General features: G+C 61.8%; 17 protein-coding genes. 8 read left to right on the forward strand and 9 right to left on the reverse strand.

The window, feature by feature from the left end:
- Positions 1 to 39: 39 nt before the first annotated feature.
- Entirely contained in the window at positions 40 to 2,325 is a 2,286-nt protein-coding gene (locus ABIE33_RS06390; RefSeq protein ID WP_429122743.1) for an NADP-dependent malic enzyme, read from the forward strand.
- A 348-nt stretch (positions 2,326 to 2,673) separates the two neighbouring features.
- On the opposite strand, the gene ABIE33_RS06395 is transcribed toward ABIE33_RS06390, so the two are convergent.
- From ABIE33_RS06395 to ABIE33_RS06415, 5 genes are all read right to left on the reverse strand, one after another.
- Positions 2,674 to 3,564 carry a GNAT family N-acetyltransferase gene (locus tag ABIE33_RS06395; RefSeq protein WP_429122745.1) on the reverse strand — a complete coding sequence of 297 codons (891 nt, stop codon included), beginning with the start codon at positions 3,562 to 3,564 and terminating at the stop codon, positions 2,674 to 2,676.
- A 120-nt stretch (positions 3,565 to 3,684) separates the two neighbouring features.
- Positions 3,685 to 5,952, reverse strand: a complete 2,268-nt coding sequence (locus tag ABIE33_RS06400; RefSeq protein WP_429122748.1) for an ATP-binding response regulator — start codon at positions 5,950 to 5,952, stop codon at positions 3,685 to 3,687.
- A 56-nt stretch (positions 5,953 to 6,008) separates the two neighbouring features.
- Positions 6,009 to 6,500 (reverse strand): signal peptidase II, encoded by a 492-nt coding sequence (gene lspA / locus ABIE33_RS06405; RefSeq protein ID WP_429122751.1) that lies wholly within the window; start codon positions 6,498 to 6,500, stop codon positions 6,009 to 6,011.
- Complete coding sequence (locus tag ABIE33_RS06410; RefSeq protein ID WP_429122754.1) at positions 6,497 to 7,357, reverse strand: TrmH family RNA methyltransferase; 861 nt, start codon at positions 7,355 to 7,357, stop codon at positions 6,497 to 6,499. The genes lspA and ABIE33_RS06410 overlap by 4 nt, the downstream gene beginning before the upstream one ends.
- The gene (locus ABIE33_RS06415; RefSeq protein ID WP_429122757.1) at positions 7,357 to 8,508 is read right to left on the reverse strand and encodes a class I SAM-dependent methyltransferase; all 1,152 of its coding nucleotides are present in this window, start codon (positions 8,506 to 8,508) and stop codon (positions 7,357 to 7,359) included. Before ABIE33_RS06415 ends, ABIE33_RS06410 begins: the two co-directional genes overlap by 1 nt.
- 314 nt (positions 8,509 to 8,822) lie before the next feature.
- On the opposite strand from ABIE33_RS06415, the gene ABIE33_RS06420 reads away from it, so the two are divergent.
- Positions 8,823 to 9,281: an SRPBCC family protein gene (locus tag ABIE33_RS06420; RefSeq protein ID WP_429122759.1), complete on the forward strand. Its 459-nt coding sequence runs from the start codon at positions 8,823 to 8,825 to the stop codon at positions 9,279 to 9,281.
- A gap of 127 nt (positions 9,282 to 9,408) precedes the next feature.
- Here ABIE33_RS06420 and ABIE33_RS06425 read toward each other — a convergent pair whose 3' ends face one another.
- From ABIE33_RS06425 to sppA, 3 genes are all read right to left on the reverse strand, one after another.
- Positions 9,409 to 9,753 carry a DUF1049 domain-containing protein gene (locus ABIE33_RS06425; RefSeq protein WP_429122762.1) on the reverse strand — a complete coding sequence of 115 codons (345 nt, stop codon included), beginning with the start codon at positions 9,751 to 9,753 and terminating at the stop codon, positions 9,409 to 9,411.
- Between the two features lie 82 nt (positions 9,754 to 9,835).
- Positions 9,836 to 10,138 carry an integration host factor subunit beta gene (locus ABIE33_RS06430; protein ID WP_025425688.1) on the reverse strand — a complete coding sequence of 101 codons (303 nt, stop codon included), beginning with the start codon at positions 10,136 to 10,138 and terminating at the stop codon, positions 9,836 to 9,838.
- A gap of 129 nt (positions 10,139 to 10,267) precedes the next feature.
- Positions 10,268 to 11,227: a signal peptide peptidase SppA gene (sppA, locus tag ABIE33_RS06435; protein ID WP_429122766.1), complete on the reverse strand. Its 960-nt coding sequence runs from the start codon at positions 11,225 to 11,227 to the stop codon at positions 10,268 to 10,270.
- Positions 11,228 to 11,489: 262 nt separating this feature from the next.
- On the opposite strand from sppA, the gene lptC reads away from it, so the two are divergent.
- The 6 genes from lptC to ptsN all read left to right on the forward strand — a co-directional run bounded on the left by lptC (position 11,490) and on the right by ptsN (position 16,710).
- Complete coding sequence (gene lptC / locus ABIE33_RS06440) at positions 11,490 to 12,158, forward strand: LPS export ABC transporter periplasmic protein LptC (RefSeq protein ID WP_429122768.1); 669 nt, start codon at positions 11,490 to 11,492, stop codon at positions 12,156 to 12,158.
- A gap of 14 nt (positions 12,159 to 12,172) precedes the next feature.
- Positions 12,173 to 12,733 carry an LptA/OstA family protein gene (locus ABIE33_RS06445; protein ID WP_429122771.1) on the forward strand — a complete coding sequence of 187 codons (561 nt, stop codon included), beginning with the start codon at positions 12,173 to 12,175 and terminating at the stop codon, positions 12,731 to 12,733.
- A gap of 13 nt (positions 12,734 to 12,746) precedes the next feature.
- On the forward strand, positions 12,747 to 13,565 hold the full coding sequence (lptB, locus tag ABIE33_RS06450; RefSeq protein ID WP_053248895.1) for an LPS export ABC transporter ATP-binding protein: 819 nt from the start codon (positions 12,747 to 12,749) through the stop codon (positions 13,563 to 13,565).
- Positions 13,566 to 13,707: 142 nt separating this feature from the next.
- Positions 13,708 to 15,267: an RNA polymerase factor sigma-54 gene (gene rpoN, locus ABIE33_RS06455; protein ID WP_429122775.1), complete on the forward strand. Its 1,560-nt coding sequence runs from the start codon at positions 13,708 to 13,710 to the stop codon at positions 15,265 to 15,267.
- A gap of 237 nt (positions 15,268 to 15,504) precedes the next feature.
- Positions 15,505 to 16,074 carry a ribosome hibernation-promoting factor, HPF/YfiA family gene (gene hpf, locus ABIE33_RS06460; protein WP_065783260.1) on the forward strand — a complete coding sequence of 190 codons (570 nt, stop codon included), beginning with the start codon at positions 15,505 to 15,507 and terminating at the stop codon, positions 16,072 to 16,074.
- Between the two features lie 171 nt (positions 16,075 to 16,245).
- Positions 16,246 to 16,710, forward strand: coding sequence for a PTS IIA-like nitrogen regulatory protein PtsN (gene ptsN, locus ABIE33_RS06465; protein WP_025425681.1), 465 nt, complete (start codon positions 16,246 to 16,248; stop codon positions 16,708 to 16,710).
- 20 nt (positions 16,711 to 16,730) lie between these two features.
- Here the strand turns inward: ptsN and ABIE33_RS06470 are convergent, their stop codons facing one another.
- Positions 16,731 to 17,504, reverse strand: a complete 774-nt coding sequence (locus ABIE33_RS06470) for a helix-turn-helix transcriptional regulator (RefSeq protein ID WP_429122780.1) — start codon at positions 17,502 to 17,504, stop codon at positions 16,731 to 16,733.
- Between the last annotated feature and the right edge of the window lie 78 nt (positions 17,505 to 17,582).

Genomic DNA, 17,582 nt, shown 5'->3' on the forward strand with positions numbered 1-17,582 from the left:
GCGCCCCGACAGGGTCGCCCACAGGAGGATAGAGGAAACATGCCGGCCACCGACAAGACCGATCGCACAATGACGAGCGTCACCGCGCAGGAAGCGCTCGATTTTCACTCGCAGGGTCGTCCCGGAAAGCTGGAGATTTCCCCCACCAAGGCCATGGCCACGCAGCGCGACCTGTCGCTTGCCTATTCGCCCGGCGTTGCCGTGCCGGTCATGGCGATCGCCGAGGACCCCTCCACCGCCTACGACTACACGACGCGCGGCAACATGGTCGCGGTCATTTCCAACGGCACGGCGATTCTCGGTCTCGGCAATCTCGGGGCGCTTGCCTCCAAGCCGGTCATGGAAGGCAAGGCGGTGCTGTTCAAGCGCTTCGCCGACGTCGATTCCATCGACCTTGAGGTTGATACCGAGAACGTCGACGAGTTCATCAACTGCGTGCGCTTCCTCGGCCCCTCCTTCGGCGGCATCAACCTCGAGGACATCAAGGCGCCCGACTGTTTCATCATCGAGCAGAAGCTGCGCGAGGTCATGGACATTCCGGTGTTCCACGACGACCAGCACGGCACCGCGATCATCGCCGCCGCCGGCCTGATCAACGCGCTGACGCTGACCGGTCGCGACTTCAAGACCACCAAGCTCGTCTGCAACGGCGCAGGTGCGGCGGCGATCGCCTGCATCGAGCTCATCAAGGCGATGGGCTTCAACCCGGAAAACGTCATCCTCTGCGACACCAAGGGCGTGATCTTCCAGGGCCGCACAGAAGGCATGAACCAGTGGAAGTCGGCGCACGCGGTCAAGACCGACCGCCGCACACTTGCCGAAGCGATCGAGGGCGCCGACGTGGTCTTCGGCCTTTCCGCCAAAGGCGCTCTGTCCGAAGACATGGTCCGCTCGATGGCGCCGCGGCCGATCATTTTCGCCATGGCCAACCCGGATCCGGAAATCACCCCGGAGGAAGTCGCCCGCATCCGTGACGACGCGATCGTCGCGACCGGCCGTTCGGACTACCCGAACCAGGTCAACAACGTGCTCGGCTTCCCCTATATCTTCCGCGGCGCGCTCGACGTGCGCGCCTCGACGATCAACGACGCGATGAAGATCGCAGCCGCCGAGGCGCTCGCAAGCCTCGCCAAGGAAGACGTGCCTGACGATGTGGCGGCCGCCTACCAGGGCAATCGTCCGCGCTTCGGCGCGCAATACATCATCCCGGTTCCCTTCGACCCACGGCTGATATCGGCGATTCCGATGGCCGTCGCCAAGGCGGCGATGGAAACCGGCGTCGCGCGCAAGCCGATCACCGACCTCGAAGCCTATGGCCGCCAGCTTTCCGCCCGCCGCGACCCGATCGCCTCGACGCTGCAGCGGATCTACGAGCGCGTCCGGCGCCAGCCGAAGCGCATCGTCTTTGCCGAAGGCGAAGAAGTGCAGGTCATGCGCTCGGCGATCGCCTATGCCAACCAGCAGCTCGGCACCGCGATCCTGCTCGGCCGCGAGGATCGCATGCGCGAGACGGCGGAGCGCGAGGGCATCGATCTCGACCGCCCCGGCATCCAGATCGTCAATGCCCGGGTTTCCAAGCGGGTCGGCGCCTATACCGACTATCTCTACGCAAGGCTGCAGCGCAAGGGCTACCTCTTCCGCGACGCCCAGCGCCTGATCAACAACGACCGCAACCACTTCGCTGCCTGCATGGTCGCGCTCGGCGATGCCGACGGCATGGTGACGGGCATCACCCGCAACTATTCCACGGCGCTCGAAGACGTGCGCCGCTGCATCGATCCGAAGCCGGGCCACCGGGTCATCGGCGTGTCGATCGCGCTTTGCCGCGGCCGCACCGTGCTGGTCGCCGACACCGCAGTGCACGACATGCCGTCCTCGGAGGAACTCGCCGACATCGCCGAGGAAGCGGCCGGCCTCGCCAAGCGGCTCGGCTATGTGCCGCGCGTCGCCATGCTCGCCTACTCGACCTTCGGCCATCCCTTGGGCGAACGCTCGGAGCGGGTGCGCGAGGCGGTCAACATTCTCGACAAACGCCGCGTCGACTTCGAATATGATGGCGAGATGGCCGCCGACGTGGCGCTCAATTCGCGGGTGATGGAGCAGTATCCGTTCTGCCGTCTTTCGGGCACGGCCAACGTGCTTGTCATGCCAGCGTTCCACTCCGCCTCGATCTCGACCAAGATGCTGCAGGAACTCGGCGGCTCGACCGTCATCGGTCCCCTGCTCGTCGGTTTCGACAAATCGGTACAGATCGTTTCGATGTCGGCGAAGGATTCCGACATCGTCAACATGGCGGCAATCGCCGCCTACAACGCCGGAATGTGAAATCGGCAATCAGTGTCCGAATTCAGGACACGCCCTGCTTCATCGCTGAACAGGGCGTGTCGATTCGATGCAGAAACAGCATGAATTTCTGTACAAAAGAAGAGCTCGACACCCTTGGGAAAGGGGTCGAGCTCAATACATAATGGAAGACTTACTTCCGGTGCGATGAAAATAATATGGAGATAGAGCGCAATATACGCCAATCTCATTTGAAATCGGCGGTTCTCTCCGTTATTTATTCTACTCTTTCGTCATGAAACCAAAATACTTCTTGACAAGACTAGTCTCTCTTTCGAGATCGAAAGTCAAACCCATCCTTAATATCTGGTTAATTACGCCGAGCGCCCGTCAGGATACTGACGTGGCAAACCGCCCGGCATCCGCACCGTAGTAATTGAGGTAGCGGCCGGAGATATTGCTGATCGGCAGAACGATCAGCACGTCGGTGGTGCGGAACGCATGGTCGACCACCGCACCGTCACCGACCATGGCCCCAAGGCGCATGTACCCCTTGATCAGCGGCGGTAGGGCGGCGAGCGCCTTCTTCGGATTGATGGCCTCGACCGGCATCATGTCCATGGTCCGGTGCAATTCGGGGCGGGCGCTGACGGCCCATTCGTCGCGAGCAAGGATATTGTGGTGAAGGAAGGAAAGCGCCAGCGCATGCTCGGCCGGCACGACGCCCGGGAACGACCCGCAGCCGAACATGGCATCGACACCGTATCTCAGTGCGTAAGCCCAGTTGCCCTGCCAGAGCAGTTCCACCGTACGCTTCGTACGGTAATCCGGCAGCACGCAGGAGCGTCCGAGTTCCATGAAGCGCTTGCTGGAGTGGCGGGAAAGAAGCGCGCCGACATCGAATTCCGAAGCGGAGTAGAAGCCGCCGGCCCGCTCGGCCACATCCTGGCGCAGCAGGCGGTATGTGCCGACGATCTGGTCTTCCGGATCGCCCTCGATCGCCGTGTCGAGCACGAGCAGATGGTCACAGATCGCATCCCAGCTGTCGACGTCGCGCTTGCGACGATCAAGGTCGGGGCCGACCTGCGCCTTCATTTCCTCGACGAAAACCTTGTAGCGCACCGCCTGCGCCGCATCGATCTCCGATGCGTTGCGTGCAAGCCGGGTCTCAAGGTTCGCTATTCGGCCGAGAACGTCGGTCGCCGGGGCGGTCATTGTCTTGCCGACGCAAGCTTGAGAAGTGTCTACCACGCTCGTCGAATCCAGAAGCTCGATCGTCATCCGCGTCATCCCGAATCATTCATATCTGCCGGGCTTAGACCACGTTTCTGCAACAACATAGTGACATGAAAACGGCGCACAACCCCTGCTCAGGCGTTGATACCGTTACGACTTGAACGCTTACCGTATCTCGAGAAGACGGCTTATTTCCGCCATCAGCCGCTGCGGATCGGCGGGCTTCGGCAGCACGACGTCGGCGCCGGCCGCAACGAGCCTGTCCCTGACCTCCAGCCGCGCATCTGATGTGAGCACGATCACGGGAAGGCGCCGGCCCGGCCGCATCGCTTCGTTCTCCCGCAGGCGTTTCAGCATCGAAAATCCGTCGCCGCCCGGCATGTTGAGGTCGGTGACAACGAGTTCGGGCATCGCCTGCACCTGATCGCCGACCCTGGACAGGATCTGATCGACGGCACCAAAATCCGTCACCAACCGCACCGTCTGTCCCGCGCGCTCCAGCACGGTGCGCACGATCAGCGCATTCACCGGATCGTCTTCAGCCAACAGGATGCCGCGCGGGCTCTGCCGGACCGGCGCAATCGTCGGCTCCTCGCGAAGGATCGGCCGGTTGTCGTTGATGGCGTCGCGTTTTTCGATGCCCTTCAACCGTCCGAGCAGGACTTCGACCAGCGACTTCTCACGCAAGGGGCGGATCAGCCAGGCCTCGTAACCGTCCATCTGGTCGACGGGATGGTTGTTCCGCTCCTCCGGGTTGATCAGATAGGTTCGGCGCACGTCGAGACGGCCGACGGCCGGCTGCAGGGCGAGAAGCTGCTTGAACTGACCGGCGTGGCGGTGATCGACGATGATATCGGTCAATGGCGCACCACCGGCGAGAACATCCGAGATGACGTTCTGGGCGGCTGCGAGCGTTGTTGCCCGATGGCAACGTCCGCCGAGGGTGGCGATGGTGGCCGACAGCGCTGCGGACGCCGGCCCGTCTGGCGCCATCACCAGCACATGCGATCGATCGAGCCTCTGGCGCCGCTCCGGCGTGACCCGCTCGACTTCGGCGAGTGGCAGGCGGATCTCGAAGCGGCTGCCGCGGCCGGGCGCGCTCGACGCCGCCAGGCTGCCGCCACAGGCTTGCATGATCCGGCGCGAGATCGCCAACCCGAGCCCCGTGCCCTTGGCGCGCTGCTCGTCATTGCCGGCCTGCTCGAACTCGTCGAAGATGCGCTTCAACTCGTCGCCCGACATGCCGGGACCGGTGTCGTCGATGAGGATCTGCACGCAATCTTCGACGATATCAGCGCTGACGAAAACACCGCCGACCTCCGTGAATTTCACGGCATTGCCGATGACATTGAACAGGACCTGGCGCAGGCGCGCCGCGTCGAACTCCATCAGCGCCGGCACGTCGACCGTCACGGTTGCGCCGATCTCGATGCCCTTTTCATGCGCCCGGTTGGAGAGCATCTCGACGACGCTCTCGATCACGCCGCGCGGATCCTGTCGCGAAGGCCGGAACTGGAAACGCCCTGAAGACAGCGACGAGAAATCGATCAGGTCCTCGACGAGCTGCACCAAGGCATGGCCGGACTGCTGCATGCCGGCCAGATAGTTCTTCTGCTCGCTCGACAGACGGGTCTGGCCGAGCAGATGGCTCATGCCGAGGATGCCGGACAGCGGCGTGCGGATTTCATGGCTGACGGTTGCAAGCAGCCGCGATTTCGCCTGGCTTGCCTCCTCGGCGCGGCGCCGCGCGTCTTCACGCTCACGTGCGGCACGGGCCTCCTCCGTCACATCGCGCGCGATGCTGTGGCGCATCAGCCGACCGTTCGCCGGATCCCGGGCGATGACGTCGTGCCAATCGTAGAGGCGCAGCCCTTCGGGCGCGGCAATCCGCACGAGGTAATGATTGGGTTCGATCTTCGGCTCAAAGTTCAGGCCGATGGCGGCACACGTCAATCCGCTGGCATCATCGATGCCGCAGGCCCGATGAAAGGCGGCATTGGCATGGACGATCTTGCCATCCATGCCACGCATGATCGCGAGGTCTCCGAGCGCATCGTGGATGGTCGAAAGCAGCGCCGAGTTTTCCTGGCGATCCCAGTCGCCGTCCTGCCTGACTTCCACGCTCTGTCTATCGCTGTCGGCGGCCCTGATGCCATCGGCAATCAGGAGCAACACGCCCGCAAGGCCGGCCGCTGCAACCGCAGCGGAAAACAGATAAAGACCGGCGGCGATACCGATCGCAAGCACGAGGCCGGAGGCGATGACCCCCAAAGATGCCAGCGAAAGACGACGCAGGGAGTATGCCGATGCGGCGGGCTTCGACATCGTGCCGGTGCCGTCCGCCCTGCCGGCAGCGGACATCGCACCGCTGGCTCGGGCTTGCGCACCGAAACCGGATTCGATCTGCTCTAGCAATCGTGACGGCTCGCTCATGCCATCCGGGCTAACATGACAAGCGTTCCGAATGGCTTCAGCGCATCGATAAAATCTTAAGCGTCGGCCTTTTTCGCCTGCAGCAGCTCGTCGAGAATGATCGCGCCGGCGCCAACGGTGATGAAACTGTCGGCCAGGTTGAAGACCGCGAAGGACCACGTCTGCGTGTGGAAGAGGATGTAGTCGATGACGTAGCCGAAGATCAGCCGGTCGACGAGGTTTCCGAGTGCGCCGGCAATGATCAACGCATAGCCGAAATGCGCGAAGAACCGATCCTTCGGCGTACGCCGCCACAGCCACAGAACAAAGGCAACAACGACAAGGCGCATGCCGACGATGAACCAGCCTTCCATGCCCGACAGCATCGAGAAGGCGACGCCGTAGTTGTAGGTGCGGTAGAGCGCCAGCATCGGCACCACAGGAACCGCCTCATTGAACGGCAGATAGGCTTCGACCAGATACTTGATCAACTGGTCGGCGGCGAGCGCGAGGACGATGAAGACCGCGATCGGCAGCGGCCGTGAAAACAACACCTGCTTTTCGCTCATGCGCCGGCATCCAGCGCCAGCAGATGACGTCGCGCCTCAAACAGCATGATGCCGGTGGCAATCGCCAGATTGAGGGAATCGGCGCGACCCGCCTGCGGAATGCGGGCAAGCGCTCCGGCCTCACGGGCAAGCTCTTCCGGAAGGCCGGCCTGTTCGTTGCCCATCAAAAGCACGACCGGTTTCGACTTGTAGTCGATCGTCCGGTAATCGACCGAACCAGCCAGATGCGTGGCCACGACCTTCACGCCGGCCTGCTTCTGCCATTTGATGAAATCGTCAGTGCTGGCACGCACAACCGGCATGGCAAAGACCGAGCCCATGGTTGCCCGCACCGTCTCGAGCGAGAACGGATCGGTCGTTTCCCCGACGAGAATGATGCCGGAGGCACCGGCCGCGTCGGCCGTGCGGATAATCGTGCCGAGATTACCCGGATCGCGAACGCGGTCGAGCGCCACATAGGTTTCGCCGAGTTGCGGGCGGATCTCCTTCAGCGCCCGGTAGCGCTGCTCGAAGATACCGACGACCATCTGCGGATTGTCGCGCCGCGTGATCGTCGAGAGCACCTTTTCGCTGACCTCGAGCACGAGGCCGCCCCGGGCAAAGGTCTTGGCTGCGACCTGTTCCACATGCGGCTTGCCCTTGGCCGCCTTGGCGTAGATCAGCGTCTTGATCTTCCAGCCGAGATCGAGCGCATCGATCACCAGCTTCAGGCCTTCGGCCATGAAGGACCGCGTCTCGTCGCGGTGCTTCTTCTGCGCCAGCAACTTGATGTCCTTGATGATCGGATTGGTGAGGCTGGTGACTTCCTTCACCTGCCCGACGCGGCCTGCGCCGTGTTCGCTTCTGTCATGGCTCATTACGGCACCCAGCGGCTGAAGAGAGATGTCGAAAGCGCCCGTCCCGGCTCCTGGCCGTCAAGGCCGCCTTCGCGGATGATGAGTTCGCCGGATTCAACCCGGCCGCCACGACCGCGCATCGTCTCGCGCATCAGTTCATGGATCGAGTAGAAGCTGGCGCGGATGGAATAGGCCGTCAGCACCAGGCCGCGTGCCTCGGGCGACAGGATTTCGCGGCAGATGTCGAGCATCGCCGCCAGGTGGTCGAAAAGCTGCCAGACTTCGCCGTTCGGACCGCGGCCGAACTTCGGCGGGTCGGTCAGGATGATGTCATAGCGGCTGCCGCGCCGTTCCTCGCGCTGGATGAATTTCATCGCATCGTCGCAGATCCAGCGGATCGGCAGTTTTTCCGCGCGCGCCAGCGCCTGGTTTTCCCGGGCCCAACCGATCGCCTTCTTCGAGGCATCGACATGGGTGACCTCGGCGCCGGCCTTGGCGGCGATCAGCGAGGCAACCCCGGTGTAGCCGAAGAGGTTGAGGACCTTCAGCGGACGACGGGACGCCTGGACCTGATCCTTCACCCAGCTCCAATGCGCGAGCTGCTCGGGAAACACGCCGACATGGCGGAATGAGGTGAAACGGCCGTGGAAGTCGGTGCCCAGAAGCTGCATCGGCCAGGTTTCGCCCAGAACGGCGCCGGGAAAGCGCCAGCGGCCCATGCCGTCCTCGTCGGTGTCGCCGGTGAAGATCGCGTCGGCGTTCTCCCACACGCTGTCCGGCAGGCTACGTGGCCAGAGCGCCTGCGCCTCGGGGCGCACGATGCGGTAGGGTCCGTATTGCTCGAGCTTTTCGCCGGCGCCACTGTCGATCAGGTGATAGCCGGAAACGCCTGCGGTCTCGAGAATGAGCGGCACCTGTTCGCCCGGCTTGTCGCCGGTGCGCCGCGGGATGACACGAGCCGGGGCCTCGTTTTCGGGCTGTGCCCGCGGGGGCCTCTCGCGCGGCTCTGCGGCTTTCGCCGCGGCGTGGCCGGCGGTGCGCTCCCTGGATTCGCCTGACTTGGCAAAAGGTGGACGCTTCTTCTCATGGCGGCCACCGCCACGCGCCTCGGCCCCACGGCCCTTCGCCGTCGTCACGGAGGCATTCTTCGACCGCCGGTCCTTTTCCTTCACGCTGAGATCCCTGGGCTTTGTTTTGTCACGAGGCGCTACCCAGCCGAATATCGGATGTAACCGGAACCGCGCCATGAGGTATGCAGCCGCACCCCGGGTTTCGAGGCGAAGCCTAATTCTGTTGGTGCAAATAGCACCGCTGATGCTCTTGGCAAAGCCGTTTCCGATGAGCCAAGATCAGTGCGGGCGCGACATTTGCATAATTCCGTCGCCCGGCAGCAATTTATGGACAGGATTGTAAAGCGAATTCAAAAGATTACGTCAACATCGCGCGCCCTTTTCGACGCGCGGCACCGTCAGTGGGAGGACAGCGCATGGACATGACCGGCGAAGAACGCATTTCGGCACCGCGCGATGCCGTGTGGCGCGGCCTCAACAACCCGGAAATCCTGAAGCGATGCATCCCGGGCTGTCAGTCGATCGAGATGAAATCGCCGACCGAGCTTTCGGCCGTGGTCAAGATCAAGATCGGTCCGGTTTCGGCCTCCTTTACCGGAGACGTCATCCTGTCGAACCTCAACCCGCCCGAAAGCTACACGATCTCCGGCGAGGGCAAAGGCGGCATAGCCGGTTTTGCCAAGGGCGGCGCGGATGTAACTCTGGTCGACGACGGTACGGAAACGGTGCTGCGCTACGACGTCAAGGCGCAGATCGGTGGCAAGCTGGCGCAGCTCGGCTCGCGGCTGGTCGATTCGACCGCCAAGAAGCTGGCGCAGCAGTTCTTTACGGATTTCGGCGTCGCTGTCGGCGGCCCGGCGGAAGCGGTCGGCTGAAGGGCAAGACCGACCCGGTCTTCAGTTAGAGTGTTTCCGGTTTACACATCACCCCGGAAACGCTCTATCTCTTTGTTTCCACGCATTTCCTGACGGGAAACCGCTTCACACTTTTCCTGGAAATACTCTAGTTCTGCGGAGCGGCGAGTGTTGCCTGGGTCGCCAGTTTCTCTGCCTGGCTGCGGTGCTTTTCGGCTTCGCGATGCCATTTCAGTGCCTCGGTCGCTTCATTGCGCGCACGGCGACGGTATTTGCCCTGGCTGAACCAGGTCGCGGCGGCGCCCAGAATCAACCCGACGACGACGGCCAGAAACAGGAAAACGAAGAACGGCGCGCTCATTGACAAGACGCTGTCTTCAGGCCGGAACGGATTGAGGGCCAGCGTGACGCTCTGGCGATTGGCGACGCTGAGCACGATCAGGATGACACCGACCGGGATGAGAACAACGATGTTGATCAGTTTCTTGAGCATTCAGCCGCTCCAGTTTTCCGGATCATCGCATAAGCATTAGCGGCGATGACGACGATCCGGATTCATGACGATCGGGGGATGATCAGTCTTCATCGTCCCCGTTCATGCCCGGGTTCAGCCGCTCGCGCAACTCCTTGCCGGTCTTGAAGAACGGCACCCACTTTTCCTCGACGAAAACGGAATCGCCGGTGCGCGGGTTGCGACCGGAGCGGGACGGCCGGTTCTTGACCGAGAAAGCACCGAAACCGCGCAGCTCCACGCGGTTTCCAGCAGCCAGCGCGTCTGTGATCTCATCGAGCACCGCGTTGACGATGTTTTCGACGTCGCGGTGATAGAGATGCGGATTGCGAGCTGCAACAATCTGCACCAGTTCTGACTTGATCACTGTCGCCCCCTTAAATTCTTGTTTGTTTTGCTTTTTTGGTCTGCATTGTGATTGCCGCAAGAATATGGCCGGCGCTTAACCGGCGCAGGCAGCCATGTTACGGATCAGGCTGGGCATATGCTGCCATCCTCATTGAGCATCAACCTGCCAAACCGAAACAAGACCGTCAAGAAACAACTTGTCACCCCCGATTTTTTCGAGACCCCTCATAGCCGGAAAAGCGTCATATCCCAACATCTTGACCCACTCCGAGACGGCCGATCCCAGGCCGAAAGGCAGGGTCCGGCTCGGCGCCTTCCAATCAACCAGAGGAAGGTCCTTCGACACCTTCCTGCCGACCAGGAAGGTGCGGACTTCGTCGTCGCCGCCAAGCTTGTCGACGAGCTTCAGGCCCAGCGCCTGGCGGCCGGTGAAAATCCGCCCGTCGGCCAGCAGGAGAGCCTCGTCGCGCGGCAGCTTGCGGCGCTCGGCCACCAGATCGACGAACCAGCCATAGCTGTCGTCGATCATCGCCTGGATCATCGCCTTGGCTTCATCGCTCGCGGGATGGAAGGGTGACGGCTCGGCCTTCAGCGGCCTCGACTTGATCGATTCCAGCGAGACGCCAAGCTTGTCCATCAGGTCCTTGACCTGCGGATACTGGAAGATGACGCCAATTGAGCCGGTGATCGAGCTTTCGCCGGCGATAATCGTATCGCCTGCAAGCGCGATCATGTAGCCGGCAGAGGCGGCCAGCGTGCGAATATCGGAAACGACAGGTTTCTTGGCGGCGACCTTGCGGATCGCCTTATAGATAACCTCGCCGCCATAGGTGGTGCCGCCGGGCGACGATATGGTGACCACCAGCGCCTTGACAGAATCGTTGTCCTCGATCCGCTGAAGCCGCTCCAGCAATTCGCGATCGTCCTGGATCAATCCCGAAATCGTCACGCGGGCGACATGGTCGCGGGCACGCCCTGCGCGATCCGCCCAACCCGACCAGGACAGAATGATCAATGCCACGACGGCGAGCAGGCCGGCGACAATCCAGCGCCAGAAGCTCAGCTTCCTGCGCAGGCTGCGGCGATCGGCGATGGCAAGTTCGTCCATGTGGGTTTCTCCCGAATTTGTTGGCGCAGCTTCTGTCAGTTTCCGATGGAACATGCTATCTGCGCGGCAGGTGGCATATTCAATAGACGCGGCCGGTCGCGGTTAAAAGCCGTGTCCGCCGTTTTCCTGTTTTCACGAAGTTTTTTGCGGCGCCATTGTGCGGCGGCAAAAAGTATCCATATTTGCGACGACTTACACGAATGTATGTAAAATGCGGTTCTCGCCGATCCGCGGGATAGCAACGGAACCAACAGGCCTTCACATGTTAGATCATGCGCCAGCCCCCGGCTTCTTTGCCGATACGGGTGCGAGCTCGTCGGACGCCTATGCGCTCGCCGCGCGGCATTCGGCGCGCGTCAAACGCCTCAAGATCATCCTGCCTGTGGTCGCCGGCATCATCGCGGCGATCTTCGCAGTCATTTCCTTCGTGCGCGCGTTCATGCCGGTTGATCTGCAGCTCGACAGCGCGACGATCGAAGACGGCAAGATCGTCATGCAGAACCCTGCGATTGCCGGGCGCAACAAGCAGGGCATCAGCTATTCGATGAAGGCGCAGCGCGCACTGCAGGATATCGCCAATCCGGATATCATCACGCTGCAGACGATCCATGCCGAAATGCCTGTCAACGACAAGCTGATCGCCACGGTGGACGCGACCAACGGCATCTACGATCGCGGCGCCAACACGCTCGATATGAACGCCCCGTTCACGATTACAATGAATAATGGCGTCAACGCCGATTTCCAATCGGCCTATCTGGACATCAATGCCGGCGAAATGGAAACGAAACAACCGATTGCGATCAGCATGAAGGGCGGTTCGATCATTGCGCAGCGGCTGCGAATGACGGATAAGGGACGCATAGTAACATTTGAGGGCATGGTGAGGGTCACTCTCGACCCCGCCGCCATCCGCAAGAACACGAATTAGGATCTGGTGCATCCATGTCGGTTAGACCCGCTACTTTTTTCAGGACTTCAGCCAGCCTGGCCGTTGCCGGCATCGGCGCATTGATGATCGTTTCGGGCGCTGCCGCCCAGGCCACGTCGAGCAAGATGAAGGGCCTCGAATTGTCGAACGACAAGCCGATCCAGATCGAAAGCGACAAGCTTGAAATCAAGGACCCGGAAAGCAAGGCGATCTTCACCGGCAACGTCAAGGTCGTGCAAGGCACGACGACGCTCCAGGCCGGCAGCATGACGGTCTTCTACAAGTCCGGCGCAGGCTCGGTTTCGAGCGGCGACGCCGACATCGACCGCATCGAAGTCAGCCAGCGCGTCTTCCTCAGCTCCGGCACCCAGCAGGCAACCGCCGACAGCGGCGAGTTCGACATGACCAAGCAGACCTTCGTGTTGAAGGGCGAGAAGGTCGTTCTGTCGGAAGGCAAGAACGTGTTCGTCGGTTGCCAGTTGAATGTGCAGATGAACACGGGCGAAGCGCAGCTCGAAGCCTGTGGCGGTCGGGTGCAGATCCAGCTCGACCCGAAGTCACAGAAAAAGAACTGACGTAGACCCGCTCGTGCAACTCCCCTTCCTTCACAAGCGCAAGCGCGTCCGCAAACCGTCGGCGGCCACACCCGCCGCAGCGGGTCATGCGGTCGACAAGGCGCGTTATGACGGCACGCTGATCGCCCGCGGCCTTACCAAGGCCTATCGCGAGCGGCGTGTGGTCAATGGCGTGTCGCTCGTCGTTCGCCGCGGGGAGGCTGTCGGCCTTCTCGGCCCGAACGGTGCCGGCAAGACCACCTGCTTCTATATGATCACCGGCCTCGTGCCGGTCGACGAAGGCTCGATCGAGATCAACGGCAACGACGTCACAACGATGCCGATGTATCGCCGCGCCCGTCTCGGCGTCGGCTACCTGCCGCAGGAAGCCTCGATCTTTCGCGGCCTGACGGTCGAGGAAAACATCCGCGCCGTGCTCGAAGTGCACGACAAGAACCTGGAGCGCCGCGAAAGCAAGCTCAACGACCTGCTCGGCGAGTTCAACATCACGCATCTGCGCAAGTCGCCGGCGATCGCCCTTTCGGGCGGCGAGCGGCGACGTCTCGAAATTGCCCGTGCGCTTGCCACCGACCCGACCTTCATGCTGCTCGACGAACCCTTTGCCGGCGTCGACCCGATTTCGGTCGCCGACATTCAGGCGCTGGTGCGGCACCTGACGTCGCGCGGCATCGGTGTGCTCATCACCGACCACAATGTTCGCGAGACCCTTGGTCTCATCGACCGGGCCTACATCATCCATGCCGGTGAGGTGCTGACCCACGGCCGCGCCAACGATATCGTCACCAATCCGGACGTACGCCGGCTCTATCTCGGCGATAATTTTAGTCTCTGACGCGATCCGCGGGCGAATCCGACATCTCGCCCCGCGGTCGCGCTTGACCAAACCCCCTCAATAAGCAATTTTTGGGCCAAATGAAAAACCGGCCCGCCAACGATGCGACCGGTGGAGATTTCGTCGGGAGTTTCACGTCCGCATGGCATTGTCGGCCAGCCTTCATCTGCGCCAGTCACAGTCGCTGGTCATGACCCCGCAGCTGATGCAATCGATTCAGCTGCTGCAGATGACGCATCTGGAACTCAATCAGTTCATCGCGCAGGAAGTCGAAAAGAATCCGCTGCTCGAGCTTCACGGCGGCGACGACGAGTTCGGTGGAAGCTCCGAGCACGGCAACCGCGAAGAAGCGGGGCAGGCATCCGGAGAAGACTTCGGCGGACCGGATGAGCCATCCGCCCAGCGCGATCTCTACGACAATGCCACGGCAACCGACGGCGCGCGGCTCAGCGAACAGCTCGACGCGGATTTCGGCAATGTCTACCAGGACGACACGGCACCGCAACGCGCCGACGCGCCGGAGCTGCTCGGCCAGTGGAAATCGATGCCCGGCAGCGGCGAAGGCGGCGACTACGATTTCGACGACTTCGTCGCCGGTCGCAAGAGCCTGCGCGAAACCCTTCTCGAGCAACTGCCCTTTGCGTTGCCCGCCGCATCCGACCGGCTGATTGCCCAGCACCTGATCGACCAGCTCGATGAGGCCGGCTATCTTCAGGCCGAACTGCACGAGGTCGCCGAACGCCTCGGCGCATCCGGTGCCGACGTCACCCGCGTCCTCCTCACGCTGCAGCAGTTCGACCCGCCAGGTGTCTTTGCACAAACACTCAGCGAATGTCTCGCCATTCAGTTGCGCCTTCGCGACCGCCTCGATCCGGCGATGGAGGCGCTCGTCGCCAACCTCGAGCTTCTGGCGCGGCGCGATTTCGCCAGCCTCAAGAAGATCTGCGGTGTCGACGAGGAAGACCTGATCGACATGCTCGCCGAGATCCGCAAGCTCGACCCGAAACCGGGCACGAGCTTCGAGACCAGCGTCAGCGAGGCCATCGTTCCCGATATCGTCGTACGGGCGGCGCCCGACGGAACCTGGCTCATCGAGCTCAACCCGGACGCCCTGCCGCGCGTTCTCGTCAATCAGGCCTATTACACTACGGTGTCGCGCGGCACCGAGAAGAACAGCGCCGACCAGGCCTTTCTCAACGAATGCCTGCAGAACGCCAACTGGCTGACCCGCAGTCTCGATCAGCGCGCCAGGACGATCATGAAGGTCGCCACCGAGATCGTTCGCCAGCAGGACGCATTCCTCGTCCACGGCGTCGGCCATCTGCGCCCGCTCAACCTGAAAACCGTCGCCGATGCGATCAAGATGCACGAGTCGACGGTCAGCCGCGTTACCTCGAACAAATACATGCTGACGCCGCGCGGACTGTTCGAGCTGAAATATTTCTTCACCGTTTCCATCGGTTCGGCCGAGGGCGGCGACAGCCATTCGGCAGAGTCCGTGCGTCATCGCATCCGCACGATGATCCAGCAGGAAAGCGCCGACGCTGTGCTCTCCGACGACGATATCGTCGACAGCCTCAAGCAGGCCGGTGTCGATATCGCGCGCCGCACGGTGGCGAAATATCGCGAAGCCATGAACATCCCCTCCTCCGTACAGCGACGGCGCGAAAAGCGGGCGCTGGCCAAGGTATCGGGCTTCTAAACCCGCCAAAAACGCCGCCGGCAAGTTAATGCGCGTTAACTTTTTTGCGACCTTCGATTGACTCTCCGCGACGCAGGGGATATGAGCCCGCCGCAATTGCCGAGGACACGGTCTTCCTCGGCCGGCCGGTACGACCGGCGGTGCGACAGAGAGGCTCCCGCAAGCGTGAAAGGCTTGGATGACGGGAGCGCTTGGAATAGACTGGCTGCGCAAATCACGAAATAGAGAGGAAACTCCATGAGTGTGCGTGTATCCGGTAAACAGATGGAAATCGGCGATTCGTTCCGCGCCCGCATCGGCGACCAGATCGAGCAGGCCGTTACCAAATATTTCGACGGAGGATATTCAAGCCAGGTCACTGTGGAAAAGTCTGGACCGCGCTTTAGCGCCGACTGCAAGCTTCATCTCGATACGGGCGTGGTTATGCAGGCGAGTGGACAGGCCAATGACCCCCAGGCTGCCTTTGACGCAGCGTCGGAGCGCATCGAAAAGCGCCTTCGTCGCTACAAGCGCAAGCTCAAGGACCACCACAACGGTAACGGTCAAGGTACCGAGGTGGCTTACACAGTGATGGACTCGGTGCCGTTCGAGGATGACGAAGTCCCCGAGGATTACGCACCGACGATCGTCGCCGAAAGCTCGAAACAATTGAGGACGATGTCGGTCGCGGGCGCTGTGATGGCGCTCGACATGACGGATGAACCTGTCCTCATGTTCCGTACTCCCGGCAAGGCAGAGTTGAATATCGTCTACAGACGCAACGACGGAAATATTGGCTGGATTGACGCTGCCAATATCAAGGGATGAGTGGAAAAGGGAGCGCCGGTGTGCCGGCGCTCTCGCCACTTGGATCAGCGGACAGGCCGGAAAATACGACTTTTCTGTGCATGGCACCCGCCAAGACAAAGATGGTTAGAGCCATTGCGACGCATTTGTGATGATGTTGTCCGGCTCTAACCGGCGAACGAGGACAAAAGAATGGCATTGGCAGGTTTACTGCACCAAAATGCGATCATCCCGGCCATGAGGGCCAACTCGAAAAAACAGCTCCTTCAGGAATTGGCGGCTAAAGCAGCAAAGATCACCGGGCTTCCGGAACGCGAAATCTTCGATGTCATCCTGCAGCGTGAACGGCTGGGCTCCACGGGCGTCGGCAACGGCATTGCTATCCCGCACGGCAAGCTCAACAACCTGCCGTCGATCATCGGGATCTTTGCGCGGCTGGACACACCGGTCGATTTCGAAGCCCTCGACGACCAGCCGGTCGACCTCGTTTTTCTGCTGCTCGCGCCCGAAGGCGCCGGCGCAGACCACCTCAAGGCATTGTCGCGGATCGCCCGCGTACTGCGCGACCACGACATGGTGGCCAAGATCCGCTCGAGCGATTCCGCCAGCGCGATCTACACACTGCTCAATGAGGACACGACCTCTCACGCCGCCTGAGCAACGGCCCGGAGCTGCCGTCAGTAGAGCTGACGGCGGTTCAAATGATCAATGAAAATCCGGAACAGTGCGCCCTGGCTCGAAATGCGGAGCCGGCGGTAAATGTTTTTGCGATGAATGCGGACGGTTCCTTCGGCGATGTTCATCGTCTTGCCGATCGACAGGTTGCTGTGCCCCCGCAGGATCAGCCGCACGATGTTGCGTTGCTGCCGCGTCAGGCGATCGGCGCAGAGGCTGTCGAACGCGGTCTCGATCGCGTCGTCATCGCGAGACGGCGTCGCCACGGTGTGGCTCTGCTGGCGCCAGTTCGAACGCACGGCTTCTCGCACGATCGGCTCGTAGACCCTCAGGCGCCCCAGTTCCTCGTCACTGAACGGCGTGCCGCCGCGGCCGCGCATGAGCGAATAGGTGGCCTGCACACCGTCATCGAGCGGAATGACGAAACCGATCTCTTCGACTAGGACCCCGCATTCCATCGAGATGCAGGGATGCACCTCGGCCGAGCTTGAAAAATCCGAATGGAAGAACTGGTCAGGCGCCAGTTCGCGCATGCGCCAGAGCCCTGGCGGCTGACCGACGCTGCAGGCGACATAGAACGGGTCGAGCAGATAGGCGCCACCGAGATAGGCGGAAAGCGCGCTGGCGGACACCTTGGCGGTGTAGCCGTCATGCAGCACGATCGGCCTGTTGTCATAGGGATAGGCGAAGGCAACCGAAAGGTCGAAGCTTGCGATCGAGCGCAGCATTCGGTCGAGGGCGGCGCCGAAATCCTGTGTTCCTATCAATCCGATCATGGCCGAAATATCGGCCGATTCCCGAGCCAGCATCCGCGTCGAACCCTCCCCTTCTCCGTATCCCGCATGGGATATCGA

The organism is Ensifer sp. 4252, assembly GCF_050434565.1.
Lineage (GTDB): Bacteria > Pseudomonadota > Alphaproteobacteria > Rhizobiales > Rhizobiaceae > Ensifer.